The organism is Microbacterium sp., from assembly GCF_011620715.1.
GTDB lineage: Bacteria > Actinomycetota > Actinomycetes > Actinomycetales > Microbacteriaceae > Microbacterium.
Map to the genome: position 1 here is coordinate 41,300 of NZ_WOYP01000083.1, position 14,170 is coordinate 55,469.

The window sequence follows — 14,170 nt, forward strand, 5'->3', positions numbered from 1 at the left end:
GACGAAGCCGCACAGGACGAAGCCGCACAGGACGAAGCCGCACAGGACGATGATGGCAACGGGCTGGTCATGATCGTCACCGGATCAGCGCGCACCGCGTGCGGTTCGACGTCGTCTGAGGCAGAGGCCGAAACACGGGCGTGCACCGACAGCGGGTCTGCGGATGCCGACGTCGCCGACGAGCGCACGATGGACGAACTGCGTGCTGACATCCTTGCCGACCTCATCCTCACGGGCACTCCCAGTGCGCATGGCAACGGCGACGCGCTCTCGGCGATCCGGGCGCACGTGCAGATCACGATCCCGGTGCTCACCGCTGCCGGCCTGAGCGATGAACCCGCTCTCATCGCCGGATACGGGCCTATCGACCGCGAGACCGCCGAGTGCCTCGCCGCCGGCGCATCCGGCTGGGACCGCGTCATGTTCCACCCCCACACCGGGGCGATCCTCGCCGTCGACCGATACCGACCCGGCGCCGAGCTCGACAGATTCCTTCGCGTCCGTGACGAACGGTGCCGGTTTCCCGGGTGCACCCAGCGGCCCTGGCGATGCGACCTCGACCACACCGTCGACTTCGCCCTCGGTGGCGAAACACGCGAGTGCAACCTGGCCCACTTATGCCGACGTCATCACGTGGTCAAGCACGCCACGGGTTGGAGAGTCCGGCAACTCGGTCACGGCACCCTCGAATGGACCAGTCTCACCGGTCGTCGCTATGTCGATCGGCCACCCGCACTCGTCCAGTTCGTGCCATCGCCGCAATGGCAGGTCGCCGGCTCGCTGTCCGACTCCGAGAGACCGCCCTTCTGACTCAGCGACCGACTCGCCCGGGGCAGCGCGGGAGCGCGGATGCGACCGCATCCATTCTCAGCGCTCATCGCCGAGGAGCCGGAATCCGGGTCGTATCCTGAGCCCATGGCGACAGGACGAGCGCATTTCGGCCCGGTCACGATCGCGTGGACCGACGCGGCGGCATCCGCCCCGCGGTCGGCCCATGTGCTCGGGCGACTCGGAGAGCAGCAGATGCGCAAGTATGCCGCGCTCAGCGGCGATGCAGCGACGCGTTTTCTCGCGGGGCGCTCGCTGCTCGCAGACCTGATCGAGGAGCTCACCGACGTCGCCGACCTCGGATTCACCACGACGTGCGAGCGATGCGGGGCCGACCATGGGCGACCCCGGCTGGAGCGGGCGCCGGTGGAAGTGAGCCTGAGCTACGCGGGCAGCGTCATCGCCGTCGCAGCAGCACGCCAGACGGACGCGGCGGCGGTGGGAGTCGACATCGAACGAGAGCCGAGCGAAGGGCCGCTCGTGCCGCTGCGCGACCTCGAGCGGCTCTTCGCGCCAGCGGAGGCTCCCGACACGCAGGGTTGGACTCTCATCGAAGCCGCGCTCAAGGCTGACGGTCGTGGTGTCACCGTCGACCTTGCCCAGGTGAAGGTCGGCGAGATCGGCACCGGCCGGCTGAGGGGATCGCGCGCTGTCCGCATTCCGAGCCGCGACAGCGTGGATGCCGGTGTGGATGCCGGTGTGGATGCCGGTGTGGATGCTGGGGCCATCGCGGGTCCTTCCGGTTTCGTGCTCAGTGCAGCGATGGTTCCGGCGGCGGGGGAGCGGCATCCGGCGTGAACGTCACGCCCGAACCCGGCAGTCCCGGCAGGAGCGGAAGATCGAGCCACGCGTGCATGAGGCTCGCGATCGGCACATGCGAGACGTCCTCTGCGAGCGCGACGAAGTCCGCGGTCGTCGCTGTGGCGGCGCGATACGTCCGGGTCCAGGTGCGCAGCAGACCGAAGAACGCGTCGTCGCCGAGGGTGAGCCGCAGAGCGTGGAGGGTGAGCGCGCCGCGTTTGTAGACGCGGTCGTCGAACATCAGGTCGGGGCCGGGATCGCTCAGCACGAGGTCCTGAGGCAGCGACGCGAGTCGCGCATGGTGAGACAGGGCCTTCTGGTGCGCCGTCGGGCCCCCGGAGTGCTCTGACCACAGCCACTCGGAGTAGCAGGCGAATCCTTCGTTGAGCCAGATGTCCTGCCACTTCGAGACGCCGACGCTGTTTCCGAACCACTGGTGGGCGAGTTCGTGCGCGATGAGCCGTTCGAGTCCCCCGAAGCCGTCGATGTGGTTGGCGCCGAACACTCCGATGCCCTGGGCTTCGAGGGGGATCTCGAGGTCGTCGGCCGTGACCACGACGGCGTACTCGTCGAGCGGGTACGGGCCGAACACGTCGACGAACAGAGCGACCATGCGGCCCAGATCGGCAAAGTCGGCGTGCACGCGGGCGGCGAGGGCGGGCGGGTAGAACAGTCGCCCGACTGGCCCGCTGAGCGCGACGACCTCCTCGACGTAGCGACCGATCTGCACCGTCATCAGGTACGTCGGTGTGGGCACGTTCTGCTCGAACGTCCAGGTCGTCCTGCCGCCGCTCGTGACGCGTCGGGTGCGCAGCCCGCTGGCCACGACCGCGTACGCGCGGTCGGTGGTGAGGACCACGCGAGAGGTGGCCTTGTCGGACGGCACGTCGTTGCAGGGGAACCAGGTCGGCGCGCCGGTGGGCTGCGATGCGACCAGTGCCCCATCGTCGAGTTCCTCCCACCCGATCGCGCCCCAGCGTGAGCGTCGCGGGCGGGGCGCGCCGGCATACGCGACACTCACTTCGAAGCTCTGCCCGGCTGCGAGGGGCGATGCCAGAGTGACGCGCAGTTTGCGGTCGCTCTGGTGGAACGCCGCGACGCGTGACCCGCCCACGCTGACCTTGGTCGCGCGCAATCCGACCAGGTCGAACGAGAGCGTCCGCGTGGCCACGACCGATCGTCCGCGAATCACCGCGGTTCCGCTGAGGCGATTCGTGCTCACCCGGTAGTCCAGCGTCAGGTCGTAATGATCTACGCGGATGCCGGTATCACCGCTCTGGGGGATGTACGCGTCGGCCCTCATGCGTCTGCCGACTGGTACGCCCGCACTTTCACCGCACGCCAGGGCCCGATCGGATTTCCGCTCCACCGGCTGCCGACGGGCACGGTTTCGCCGCGCATGACCAGCGACGCGGGGCCCACGGTCGCGTTGGCGCCGATGTTCGCAGCAGGCAGGATCACGCTGTGCGGGCCGAGCGTCGCCCCCGCTTCGATGGTGACCGTGTCGATGCTCATCACCCGATCATGGAACAGATGCGTCTGAACCACACATCCGCGATTGACGGTTGCGCCGTCGCCGAGCGTGACCAGATCAGGTTCGGGCAGCCAGTAGCTGTCGGTCCACACCCCTCGGCCGACTTTCGCGCCGAGTGAGCGCAGCCACATCGCCAGCGCCGGCGTCCCCGCGGCGGCATTGGCGAACCAGGGCGCGGCGACCATCTCGGTGAAGGTGTCGGATACCTCGGTGCGCCACACGAAGCTCGACCAGAGCGGGTGCTCGCCCGCACGGATCGGACCCACGAAGAGCCACTTCGCGATCGTCGTGATCAGTGCCGCGAGCGCTCCCGCCGCCAGCAGCACGATGCCCGAAGCGAGGATCGCGAGGGCGAGGCCCCACGTCTCGATCAGCCAGCCGAGAGTGAGCATGACCCCCAACCCGATCGCGCACGTGATGAACACCGGGATCACCCGGCACAGCTCCCACAGAGCCCGGGCGACGCGCAGCCTGCGACGTGGCCGATACGTGCGCTCGAGATCGGCGTCGTTGACGACGCGGCGCAGCCGCATGGCGGGTGAACCCAGCCACGATGAACCCGGTTTGGACTTCTCGGGTGCGACGGACAGCACAGCGACCAGACCGTCGCGTGGCACCCGGTGCCCGGCGCCGGCCATGCCGGAGTTGCCGAGGAACGCGCGCTTGCCGATGCGGGCGGGACCCAGATGCATCCAGCCGCCCTTCAGCTCGTACGTCGCGACCATCGTGTCGTCGGCGAGGAACGCGCCGTCATCGATCGTGGTCAGGGAGGGGATGAGCAGAACAGTCGATGCCTCGACGTCTCGGCCGACCTCGGCGCCCAGAATCCGCAGCCACACCGGCGTGAACAGGCTGGAGTACAGAGGGAACAGGATCGTGCGCGCCGAGTCGAGAAGCCGCTCGGTCGACCACGCCTGCCACGCGACCCGGCCGCGTACCGGGTGCACGCCTTCGACGAGTCCGATCGACAGCAGCCGCACCAGCACGACCACCGCGGCCGCAAACGTCACGCCGACGACCAGGGTCGACGGGGCAAGCCAGACCAGCCCCGCCGGGACAGCATCGGCGATCGAGGCGGCGCCGCGGATTCCGGAGGCCAGGAGGATGCCGCCTGCGGCGATCGCGAGGAACGGGAGCAGACCCAGCACCGCCGAAGAGGCACCATATGCCCACAGCCAGCGCTTCGGCGTCGGCGGACGCTCGGGCGCGAGTGGGCTCGACGTGCCGCCGACACGGGCGGCGGGGGAGCCCGCCCAGCGCTGCCCGGCGCGCACCCGCCCGAATACGGCGGACCCGGGAGCGATCTCGGCGTTGCGCCCGATCCGGGTGCCGGGCGCGAGCGTGCTGCGGGTGCCGATCGTCGCGCCGGCACCGATGCTGATACCGCCGATCCGCACCGTGTCGCCGTCGATCCAGTAGCCCGACAGGTCGACCTCCGGCTCGATGGCGGCCCCTTCGGCGATCTCGAGCATCCCGGTCACGGGGGGGAGCGAGTGCAGGTCGACGTTCGAACCCACCTTCGCGCCGAGTGCCCGAGCGTAGTAGCTGACCCACGGCGCTCCGGCGAGGCCGACAGGGTCGACCTGGTGCGCGACCTGCTCGGCCAGCCAGAGCCGCAGGTGCACACCGCCGCCGCGCGGATAGTCGCCCGGTTTCAGTCCCCTCAGCAGCAGGCGGGCGATCCCCGCGGAGGTCGCCATCCGGCCGAACGGGGTGACGAACAGGACCAGACCGAGCACGATGACCCAGAGTGGTGCTTCGGGGAGGAAGTCGAAACCCGGCAACAGGCGCAGGATCCAGCTCGCCGTGAGCAGCCAGGCGGTCCACCGCAGTCCCGCGAAGATGAACAGCGGCACACCGGCCAGGGTCTGCACCCATTGCATGATCCGGGGCGTCGGGTGCGCCACGCTGAACGTGTTGGGCAGGTCGTCCGGTTCGGATGCCTCCGACTCGACGGCATCCGCCATCTGGCGCAGCCGTGGCAGATCGTAGACGTCGGACATCGTGAATTCAGGGGCACGGGCGCGGATGCGCGAGACGAGCTGTGCGGCGGCGAGTGAGCCGCCGCCGAGCTGGAAGAAGTCGGCATCCTCGTCGACGGGACGGATGCCGAGCACGGCGACCCACTGCTCCGCAAGCCACGCCGCGGTACCGGACACGGTCGAGTCGGCAGCATCCGCATCGGTCAGCGGCCAGGGCAGCGATGCCTTGTCGACCTTGCCGGATGTGCGAACCGGAAGGTCGTCGACGACCGCGAGCAGCGGGATGAGGGGGGCAGGCAGCGTCCGCGCGAGCTCGGCGCGCGCCGTTCGGCGATCGAATCCCTCGGCGGGCACGACGTAGCCGACGAGGAGCGCAATCCCCGCCTCGGAGCGTTGCACGACGACCGTCGCCGCTGAGACGGCGCTCAGGGAGCGAAGCGCGGACTCGACCTCGCCGAGCTCGATCCGCCTGCCGCCGACTTTCACCTGATCGTCGGCTCGGCCGTGGAAGAGCAGACCCGCGGGGTCGAGGCGCACGAGGTCGCCGGAGCGGTACGCGCGGTCCCACCCGAGGCTCGGCATCGGGGCGTACTTCTCGGCATCCTTCGCCGGATCGAGGTATCGGGCGAGGCCGACGCCGCCGATGATGAGTTCACCGACCTCGCCGTCGGCGACCTGTTCGCCTGAGGAGTCGACCACCGCGAGAGCCCAGCCCGCGAGCGGCAGGCCGATGCGGACGGGGCCGTCACCGGTGAGGAGCGCGGCGCACGCGACGACGGTCGCTTCGGTCGGGCCGTAGGTGTTCCACAGTTCGCGACCCTCCGCAACGAGCCGCGTCACCAACTCAGGAGGGCAGGCCTCGCCGCCGAAGATCAGCAGACGCACGTTCTCGATGGCGTCCTGCGGCCACAGGGCGGCGAGTGTCGGCACGGTGGAGACCACGGTGATCCCGTGGCCGACGAGCCAGGGTCCGAGGTCCTCACCTGAGCGCACGAGGGCACGCGGGGCGGGAACCAGACACGCACCGTGTCGCCACGCGAGCCACATCTCCTCGCACGAGGCGTCGAATGCGACGGAGAGTCCGGCGAGCACGCGATCGCCAGGTGCGAGCGGCGCGGACTGCAGGAACAGGCGTGCTTCAGCGTCGACGAAGGCGGCGGCGGAGCGGTGGGTGACGGCGACGCCCTTCGGAACGCCCGTTGAACCCGAGGTGAAGATGATCCACGCGTCGTCCTCTACGGTCGGCGGTGGCAGTGTCGGGATCGCCTGCGATCTCGGATGAGGTGCTTCGCCGGCGAAGAGATCGTCGGCTGCCGAGAGCGCCACGGTCGGATCGGTGGACTGAAAGACACCGGGTCCGGTGATGACGCCTTTCACTGCGGCTTCACGGAACACCAACTCCGCCCTTTCGAGCGGGTCGTCGGCGTCGACCGGAACATAGGCGGCGCCGATCGCCATGATCCCGAGGATCGCGACGTAAAGGTCGCGGCTGCCGGACGGCATCCGCACGCCGATTCGATCTCCTCGGCGCACGCCGTGCCCGTGCAGCCGTGCCGCGGTTCTGCCGACGTGCGCGAGCAGCTCTTCATAGCTCAGGGCGCCGTCCGCGTCTTCGAGTGCGGACGCCTGCGGGTACCGAGCCGTCGTCTGGCGCAGGATGTCGATCAGTGTCCGCGGCGCAGGGGCGGCGGACGACAGATCGAGATACTCCTGCATCGGCGGGGTCAGGACGACAGCAGCGCGATGAGCTGCGCCTTCGTGTAGCGGGAGAATCCGGCGCGGCCGGCATCCCGAGCCCGAGCACGCAGCTGAAGCACCGTAAGCGTGGAAAGATCCTCGGATTCAGCCGGTGCCGGTTGCGCCGGGTTCGCGGCCGACTCGGGTGCAGGGGTCTTTTCGAGTCCGGGTTCGACGGCCTCATCCGCTCCCGCGACGGTCGCGCTCTCGGCCTGCTTGGCGGCAGACGCCTTGGCCTTCTTCGCGTCGTCCTTCTCCTTCTTGGCGACCTTCTTCGCGTCACTGGCCCGCTTCTTGGCGGCGGACTTCCTCGCCGCAGCGAGCTTCGCCTCGGCCTTGTCGACGGCTTTGTCGAGCCGGGCGATCGCGGCGAGAGCCTCCTTTTCGACCTTGCGGGGCTGGCGTGCCACCGTCTTCTTCGACGCCTGTGCGGCGTCTCTGGCCTCGTCCGCGACGGACCGCAGCTTCTTCGCGTGCTGCTTGGGCAGCGTCTTGCTCAGTCGCTTCGCGTCCTTCGCGGCGGCGGCTGCGGCATCCAAAGCTGCTCCGGCCGCCTTCGTGGTCTTCGTGGTCTTCGCCATCGTCGAACCTTCTCAATCCTCAGAATCGGAGCGCGCGGGAAAACGGCCACTCCGTGCGGGGATAAAGGCTACAGCCCCAACAAGAACGGATCGGGAACGACCCGGCGCGCCCTCTTCGCTCAGCGGTCGTAGATGTCGCGGAGGTATATTTCGGTGTCGGCGATGGGTCAGATCGGTGTCAGCGCTGGATCAGAGCCCCAACAGGCGCCCAGATACCCCGGGGGGTATGCTACTCTGTAAGCAACGAACCGGAGAGGGAGAAATCATGTGCGCTCGAGTGACCTGTGATGTGTGCGGCAAGGCGACCTGGGAGGGTTGCGGTCAACACGTGGAGCTGGCCCTTCGCGGCGTTCCCGCAGAGCAGCGCTGCGCGGGACATGGCAATGTCGCGGCTTAGCCGCCTGCGGTCTCTCAGCCTCGGCGTCGCGGCGCTTGCGCTGGCTCTTGGTGTAAGCAGCTGCGCCGCTGCGCCGGCATCCGTCGAATTGGGCGCTGACAGCGTGATCATCGACGTTCGCACGCCTGCGGAGTATGCGGCCGGCCATCTCGATGGTTCTGTCAACATCGACTTCCAGTCGCCGTCGTTCGACGACGCTGTCGCTGAACTGGACTCCGATGCCGACTACGTCGTGTACTGCCAGTCGGGTAACCGCTCGGCTCAGGCCGTCTCCGCCATGGTGGCTGCCGACCTCACCGTTCAGGATGCCGGGGGCATCGACGAGGCCGCGAAAGCCACGCGTCTGCCCGTAGTTCCTTAGCGGCAACCCGCAATCGCAGAATCCGCAGGCGAAAGTCTGCGCCGAAAAGTACCCCAGGGGGTTATTCAGTCATGGCGACAAAAGAGATCAACGAGGCGGTCCTGCCGGCCGTGATCGCTGAGAACGACATCGTGTTCCTCGACTTCTGGGCGGCATGGTGCGGCCCGTGCCGCGCATTCGCGCCGGTCTTCGAGCGCGCCTCGGACGCGCACTCCGACATCGTGTTCGGCAAGGTCGACACCGAGGCCGAGCGAGGCCTCGCCGCGGGGTTCCAGATCCGCTCCATCCCCACGCTGATGATCTTCCGGGCGGGGATTCTGGTGTTCTCTCAGGCGGGGGCGCTGGCCGCACCCCAGTTGGATCAGCTCATCGACGCCGTCCGGGCTCTGGATATGGACGCCGTTCGCGCTGAGGTTGAGCGCACGAAGCAGGAGTCGGAGGTCGTGCGATGAGAATCGTGATCGTCGGCGGAGTCGCCGGAGGAATGAGCTGCGCGGCGCGCGCCCGTCGCCTTGACGAATCAGCGGAGATCATCGTTTTCGAGCGGGGCGCTCATGTTTCGTTCGCGAACTGCGGGCTGCCGTACTTCGTCGGCGGCGAGATCACCGACCCGCGCGCACTGCTCGTGCAGACGCCCGAATCGCTGCGCGCGGCACTCGCGCTCGATGTGCGACCCAGCACCGAAGTGATCGCCGTCGACGCGGACGCTCGCCTGGTCACCGTCCGTTCCGCGGACGGACTCGAGCAGATCGCCTACGATGCCCTCGTGCTCTCGCCGGGTGCCTCCGCATTCGTGCCGCCGATCCCGGGCGTGGATTCGCCGAGGGTGCGCACCCTGCGAACTGTCGAGGATGCGGTCGACCTTCGTGAGAAGGTGACCGCCGGCGCCCGTCGCGCGGTCGTCCTCGGCGCGGGATTCATCGGCATCGAAGCGGCCGAGGCTCTCGCGGCTCAAGGCCTCGACGTTTCGGTCGTCGAGTTGGCGCCGCAGCCCCTGCCGCCGGTCGAGCCGGAGCTGGCCTGGCTGGTCTCCGAAGAACTGCGCGCACTCGGAATCGATCTGCGCGTCGGGGTCGCCGCGACCGAGATCCATCACGGCGTGGATGCCGACACCGTCGTTCTCGCAGACGGCACGAAGCTCCCGGCAGACCTGATCGTCATGTCCGTCGGTGTGCGCCCCGACACCGCGATGTTCGAGGAAGCCGGGGTCGTCTGCGAGCGTGGTGCGATAGTCGTCGACAGTCACGGTCGTACCAGCATCCCGGGCATCTGGGCAGTGGGCGACGCGACGCTGAGCGTCGACGCGATCACCGGCGCTCGACGCCCCGTCGCTCTTGCCGGCCCGGCCAATCGTGCCGGTCGGCTGGTCGCCGATGACATCATCCGACCCGAGACCGCCCGCGAGATCCCGCAGCCAGTCGGGACGGCCATCGTGCGGGTCGGGTCGCTGACCGCCGCGCTGACCGGCGCGAACCGGATGGCGCTCGACGCCGCCGGCACCAGCTATCGCACGCTGCATCTGCACGCAAACCAGCACGCGGGCTATTTCCCGGGTGCGAGTCAGATCCATCTGGTCGTGCACATCGATCCCGACACTGGTCGACTGTTCGGGGCACAGGCGGTGGGCACCGAGGGCGTGGACAAGCGCATCGACGTGCTGGCCACCGCGATCCGCGCAGGCATGACCGTCGACGAGCTCATCGATCTCGATCTCGCGTATTCCCCGCCCTACGGAGCGGCGAAGGATGCCGTGAACCTCACCGGCATGGTCGGCGAGAACGTCCTGAACGGAACGCTGAACCTCTGGTACTCGGAGGATCTCGACCAGGTACTCGACGAGGCGCTGATCCTCGATGTGCGCCGGCGTGACGAATGGGTCACCGGACACGTGCCCGGCGCTCTGCATATCCCCCACACCGAACTTCGCGGACGTATCGACGAGGTGAGGGAATCGGCGGCCGGTCGTCCAGTCCGGGTGATGTGCGCCTCGGGCGTACGTTCCGCGATCGCTCACCGCGTGGTGACCCAGGCCGGCATGGATTCCGCGTCGCTGTCCGGCGGCATCCTCACGCTGCGCGCCACGCTCGGCGCGCGCGCGGCGAGCATGCTCGAGACCGAAGGGGCGATGCAAGGTGCCTGACTCGCAGAAGCTCATCTCGAATCGGCTCCGCCGTGCCCGGGGGCAGCTGGACGCGGTGATCGCCGCGGTCGATGCCGGCGAGCCATGCCGAGACATCGTCACTCAGCTCGCCGCCGTCTCCAGTGCCCTCAACCGCGCCGGCTTCGTCATCATCGCTACGGCCATGAAGGAGTGCGTCGCCACACCCGACGCCGAACGCAACGACAACGACCTGACCACTGAAGAGCTCGAGAAGCTCTTCCTGATGCTCGCCTGATCAAGGCCTCAAGAGGAGACTCCCCGATGTGCTACGCGGTGACCTGCAAGAAGTGTGGAAAGACGACCTGGTCCGGGTGTGGACAGCACGTGGATCAGGTGATGCGCGGAGTCCCCAGATCTCAGCGCTGCGAAGGCCACGCCCACGAGCCGTCCAGCGGATTCTTCGCTCGACTCTTCGGGCAGTGAACCGGCGGAGACGCAGACATCACGCGAGGGTCAGGAAGAGCTTCTCGAGTTCCTCGGGCGTGGTCGAGGTGTCTTCGGGATCGGCGATGCAATTGCGCAACGCCGAAGCCACGATCGCATAGCCGGCGCGATCGAGTGCCTTCGAGACCGCCGATAGCTGAATGACGATGTCGCGACACTCAGCCCCGGACTCCACGGCCTTGATGACCGCGCCCAGCTGACCTTCCGCACGGCGCAATCGGTTCACGATCTTGCGCTGATGGGCGATGAGGTCCGCCGCTCGATCGACGTCGGACGGCAAAGCATCGATGCTGTTCATGGGATTTCCTCGCTCTCGGCTGCTACCTGATTGAAACAGGATACCCACCTGGGTATTCCCGGCGATACCCGCGCAGCGTGATCTAGCTCTGTTCCTGGTCCGCACGGTTCCGGTCGGGCGCTGGCGTAGCAGTCCAGCGTCTGCGGCCGAAGAAGAGGGCGAAGAAGACGAGCGCGCCAGCCTGGATCAAAGCGGTGACGACGACCAGCGCGGCGAGGGATTGGGTGTAGAGCAGGCCGGCAAGCGCGCCGCCGGCTGCGGCGGCTACGCCCGAGCGTGCCCGCGAATCCGAGGGTCGGACGCGAATCCGAGGGTCGGAACGGCGATCTCCGTGATCGCGTATCCTGCAATCGCCCACGCCCAGAACCGCCGGGTCCGATCGGCGAGCGGACCCGAGATCAGCCGCAGCAGCAGCGCTGCCGCCTCGCCGATCCCGGTCACGATCCCGACGACGATCGCGGTTGCGCCGAGCAGCGCCAAGATGGGCCCGGTCACTGATCTCGCACCCTCGTAGACGATGTCGGCGAGCAGGCTCACCACGCCGAAAGTGGCGACGAATCTCCACGCGCCGATCCGCAACGCTCCGCTCACCAGCTGCTCCCAGAGCCCATGACACGTCAACGGCGCGCCGCCTGCGAGTTTGCCTCAGGGGCGATCTCGCCTCCGAACATCAGACAGGCCGGAGGTGTGACTGCATCGTTGATGTCGGGGACTGTCGAAGCGATTACCGGCCTACTGGGCCGAGGCCTGTGCACCGCCGAACGCGGAGTTCGGCATCCGGGTGCGTCCCCGCATACGCGTCGAAACGGCGAGTCACCCGTGGAGGCTGTCGAGGGCCGCCTGGAGCATTCCGCCGATCCGCTCGGCGACGGGCTGCATCGCATCGTTGCCGGTGATCTGATGCATCGTGGCCGGATCGATGGCTTCGACGACGGTTGTGCCGTCGTCGATGGAGCGCACGACCACGTTGCATGGCAGCAGCAGCCCGATCGACTCCTCCGCGCGAAGGGCCTCGTACGCGCTGGGCGGGTTGCATGCGCCAAGGATCACCTGCGGCGCGATGTCGACATCGAGCTTCTTCTTCAAAGTGGCGGCCATGTCGATCTCGGTCAGTACGCCGAAGCCGTTTGCGCCCAAGGCTTCACGCGTTGCGGCGAGGCTCTCATCGAACGGCTTGTGGATGGTCGTGCTGAGCGCGTAGCCCACTTCTTCCTCCTGCATCGTCGGAGCATGCCTGGGAACCTGTTGCCAGCCTACCGTCGCCGCGTCAGCTCGTGGGAGTGAGAACGTACTCACCCAATGCTGCGTCAGACGAGTGGGGCCACGACTGAGCGGAACACCGACCCGAGCTGAGTGGGATGGCGTTGGGATGCATTACTCCTTGACCAGGTGGTACACGGTGGTGCGGTGGATGAGCTGCGAGGTCTCGATTTCATAGCCGAGATCTTCGAGCAAGACGACGTCCGCAGGCGGTGCAGTGCTCGTAGTCAGCTCGATGGCCCACACATCCCCGGAGCCGATGAGGCGCGGCGCAACCTCCGCGTTCGGCGAGGTCCGATCCCACAGGTGCGGGCGGTCCCCATAGGGCGTCTCGAGCGCGATGTCGCGCAGACCCGCGAACGCCTCCGGGTACAGATCCAGCGCGATCCGTGGATCCCGAGAGGGTTTCGTCGACTGATCGAAGACGACGGCGGCATCGGGCGCCGCGTTCGCGCCGACGTAGTCGGCCACCGCCCGCCAGTCGCTGCCGCCGTCCTTCGCCCACGGGCTGCGCTGTCCAAGGTATGCGGGCGCGCACCCGATCAGCACTGCGCTGACGAGCAGCGAGGCGACCGCGCCGCGCCGCGAGGGCGAGGCCAATCTCGACACGGCCCGCACTCCCAGCGCCAGCAGGATCGCTGCCGCCGGCGCGCAGAACGACAGGTAGCGCACGTTGTAGACCCGCGCGATGGTGGCATCAGAAAGGAGTAGTGCCGCTGTCGGGACGCTGAGCCAGAACGCTGCGAGAAGTGCGAGAGCGATGAGTCCCGCATCGTCGGGGCGTCGCTGACGCAGCGCGGCGATCAGCCAGATCATGGCGACCACGATGAGCAACCACGCCGCAATCGCGAGAAGCGGGTACCCGAACCATTGGGATGTGAACACGTGTTCAGCGGTGGCGTAGTGACGCTTCTCGAGGAAGCTGATCTGGCTGCGTTGGAGGTAGCCCACCACGATGATCGGCGCAGCCAGCAGCAGCGAGACCCCAGCCGCAGGCGCCCACCGCTTCAGCGCCCGCCGATGCAGTACCGCGACGAAGAGACCGTGCACCACCAGCAGCAGCCCGAGATAGAGGAAGACGTACATCCCGACGGCGATCGCAGCCGCGTACGCGAACCACCAGCGACGCGCGTTGGAGGCGCGCAGCAACCTCACCAGAAGCACCGTCACCCACACCGCGACCGCTGCTCCCAGCGCATACGAGCGTGCTTCGGCCGCCATGTAGGTCGTGCGTGGGAGAACTGCGCACAGGATGCCGGCCAGGACGGCCATGCGGGTGCCGGCGAGCTCACGCACCAAGACCACAGTGCCGGCCACCATGAACCCGACGGCGATCGCGCTGAGGGCGCGGGTCGCGACCTCGGACGGCCCGAATGCGCTGACCCACATGTGCAGCAGCGCGTAGTAGAGACCGTGGACGCCGTCTATGTTGCCGAGCATCGCAGCCAGGCTCGGCCAGGTCCGCGTAGCAGACATGACACTGGCCGCCTCATCACCCCAGTACGACGGCACCCACGACCCCGCGAACCCGATGACCGCGCCGATCACACCGACGATCAGTGCGGAGTGACCGCGGCGGACGGCACGGGCTGCCGGTGGGTTGACGAGCACGGAGTCCGCCTCCGGCATTCACGCACCCCGCATCCGTATCGATCGGCATCCTCGCTACGATGACCCGCGTCGACGTCAGCTTCCCCTTCACGGCACCGCACCAATAGTAGCTATCCCGATCGGTGGCGGCAGGATCATAGTCAGAGAAGTAGCAAGAAGACAGGAGGCGACCACG

Annotated in this window: 13 protein-coding genes; 6 read left to right on the forward strand and 7 right to left on the reverse strand. The window is 68.0% G+C overall.

The genetic code is table 11. The annotated features are described in order from the left end of the window. On the forward strand, window positions 1–810 hold an 810-nt coding region (locus tag QZV84_RS08185), incomplete at its 5' end, for an HNH endonuclease signature motif containing protein (RefSeq protein WP_292828065.1). A 105-nt stretch (window positions 811–915) separates the two neighbouring features. After that, the gene (locus tag QZV84_RS08190) at window positions 916–1,626 is read left to right on the forward strand and encodes a hypothetical protein (RefSeq protein WP_292828067.1); all 711 of its coding nucleotides are present in this window, start codon (window positions 916–918) and stop codon (window positions 1,624–1,626) included. On the opposite strand, the gene QZV84_RS08195 is transcribed toward QZV84_RS08190, so the two are convergent. Genes QZV84_RS08195 through QZV84_RS08205 form a run of 3 tightly spaced genes read right to left on the reverse strand, consistent with a single transcriptional unit; the run spans window position 1,580 to window position 7,463 of the window. After that, window positions 1,580–2,932: a M1 family metallopeptidase gene (locus QZV84_RS08195; RefSeq protein WP_292828070.1), complete on the reverse strand. Its 1,353-nt coding sequence runs from the start codon at window positions 2,930–2,932 to the stop codon at window positions 1,580–1,582. The two genes, QZV84_RS08190 and QZV84_RS08195, sit on opposite strands and share 47 nt — an antisense overlap. Next, the gene (locus tag QZV84_RS08200) at window positions 2,929–6,861 is read right to left on the reverse strand and encodes a Pls/PosA family non-ribosomal peptide synthetase (RefSeq protein ID WP_292828073.1); all 3,933 of its coding nucleotides are present in this window, start codon (window positions 6,859–6,861) and stop codon (window positions 2,929–2,931) included. Before QZV84_RS08200 ends, QZV84_RS08195 begins: the two co-directional genes overlap by 4 nt. Before the next feature lie 8 nt (window positions 6,862–6,869). Continuing rightward, a complete protein-coding gene (locus QZV84_RS08205; RefSeq protein ID WP_292828076.1) occupies window positions 6,870–7,463 on the reverse strand; it encodes a hypothetical protein in 594 nt (197 codons plus the stop codon). A gap of 383 nt (window positions 7,464–7,846) precedes the next feature. Here QZV84_RS08205 and QZV84_RS08210 point away from each other — a divergent pair, with 383 nt between their 5' ends. The 4 genes from QZV84_RS08210 to QZV84_RS08225 all read left to right on the forward strand — a co-directional run bounded on the left by QZV84_RS08210 (window position 7,847) and on the right by QZV84_RS08225 (window position 10,617). After that, window positions 7,847–8,221: a rhodanese-like domain-containing protein gene (locus tag QZV84_RS08210; protein ID WP_292828078.1), complete on the forward strand. Its 375-nt coding sequence runs from the start codon at window positions 7,847–7,849 to the stop codon at window positions 8,219–8,221. A 71-nt stretch (window positions 8,222–8,292) separates the two neighbouring features. Further along, on the forward strand, window positions 8,293–8,673 hold the full coding sequence (locus tag QZV84_RS08215) for a thioredoxin domain-containing protein (protein WP_292828081.1): 381 nt from the start codon (window positions 8,293–8,295) through the stop codon (window positions 8,671–8,673). After that, on the forward strand, window positions 8,670–10,361 hold the full coding sequence (locus QZV84_RS08220) for an FAD-dependent oxidoreductase (RefSeq protein ID WP_292828084.1): 1,692 nt from the start codon (window positions 8,670–8,672) through the stop codon (window positions 10,359–10,361). The genes QZV84_RS08215 and QZV84_RS08220 overlap by 4 nt, the downstream gene beginning before the upstream one ends. Next, window positions 10,354–10,617 carry a metal-sensitive transcriptional regulator gene (locus QZV84_RS08225; protein WP_292828087.1) on the forward strand — a complete coding sequence of 88 codons (264 nt, stop codon included), beginning with the start codon at window positions 10,354–10,356 and terminating at the stop codon, window positions 10,615–10,617. The genes QZV84_RS08220 and QZV84_RS08225 overlap by 8 nt, the downstream gene beginning before the upstream one ends. A gap of 207 nt (window positions 10,618–10,824) precedes the next feature. Here QZV84_RS08225 and QZV84_RS08230 read toward each other — a convergent pair whose 3' ends face one another. The 4 genes from QZV84_RS08230 to QZV84_RS08245 form a co-directional block, all read right to left on the reverse strand. Continuing rightward, window positions 10,825–11,124, reverse strand: coding sequence for a metal-sensitive transcriptional regulator (locus QZV84_RS08230; RefSeq protein WP_292828090.1), 300 nt, complete (start codon window positions 11,122–11,124; stop codon window positions 10,825–10,827). Between the two features lie 264 nt (window positions 11,125–11,388). Beyond that, on the reverse strand, window positions 11,389–11,715 hold the full coding sequence (locus QZV84_RS08235) for a hypothetical protein (protein WP_292828093.1): 327 nt from the start codon (window positions 11,713–11,715) through the stop codon (window positions 11,389–11,391). 222 nt (window positions 11,716–11,937) lie between these two features. Beyond that, window positions 11,938–12,345, reverse strand: coding sequence for a DUF302 domain-containing protein (locus QZV84_RS08240; RefSeq protein WP_292828096.1), 408 nt, complete (start codon window positions 12,343–12,345; stop codon window positions 11,938–11,940). A 153-nt stretch (window positions 12,346–12,498) separates the two neighbouring features. Continuing rightward, on the reverse strand, window positions 12,499–13,995 hold the full coding sequence (locus QZV84_RS08245) for a glycosyltransferase family 39 protein (protein WP_292828099.1): 1,497 nt from the start codon (window positions 13,993–13,995) through the stop codon (window positions 12,499–12,501). Window positions 13,996–14,170 lie beyond the last annotated feature (175 nt).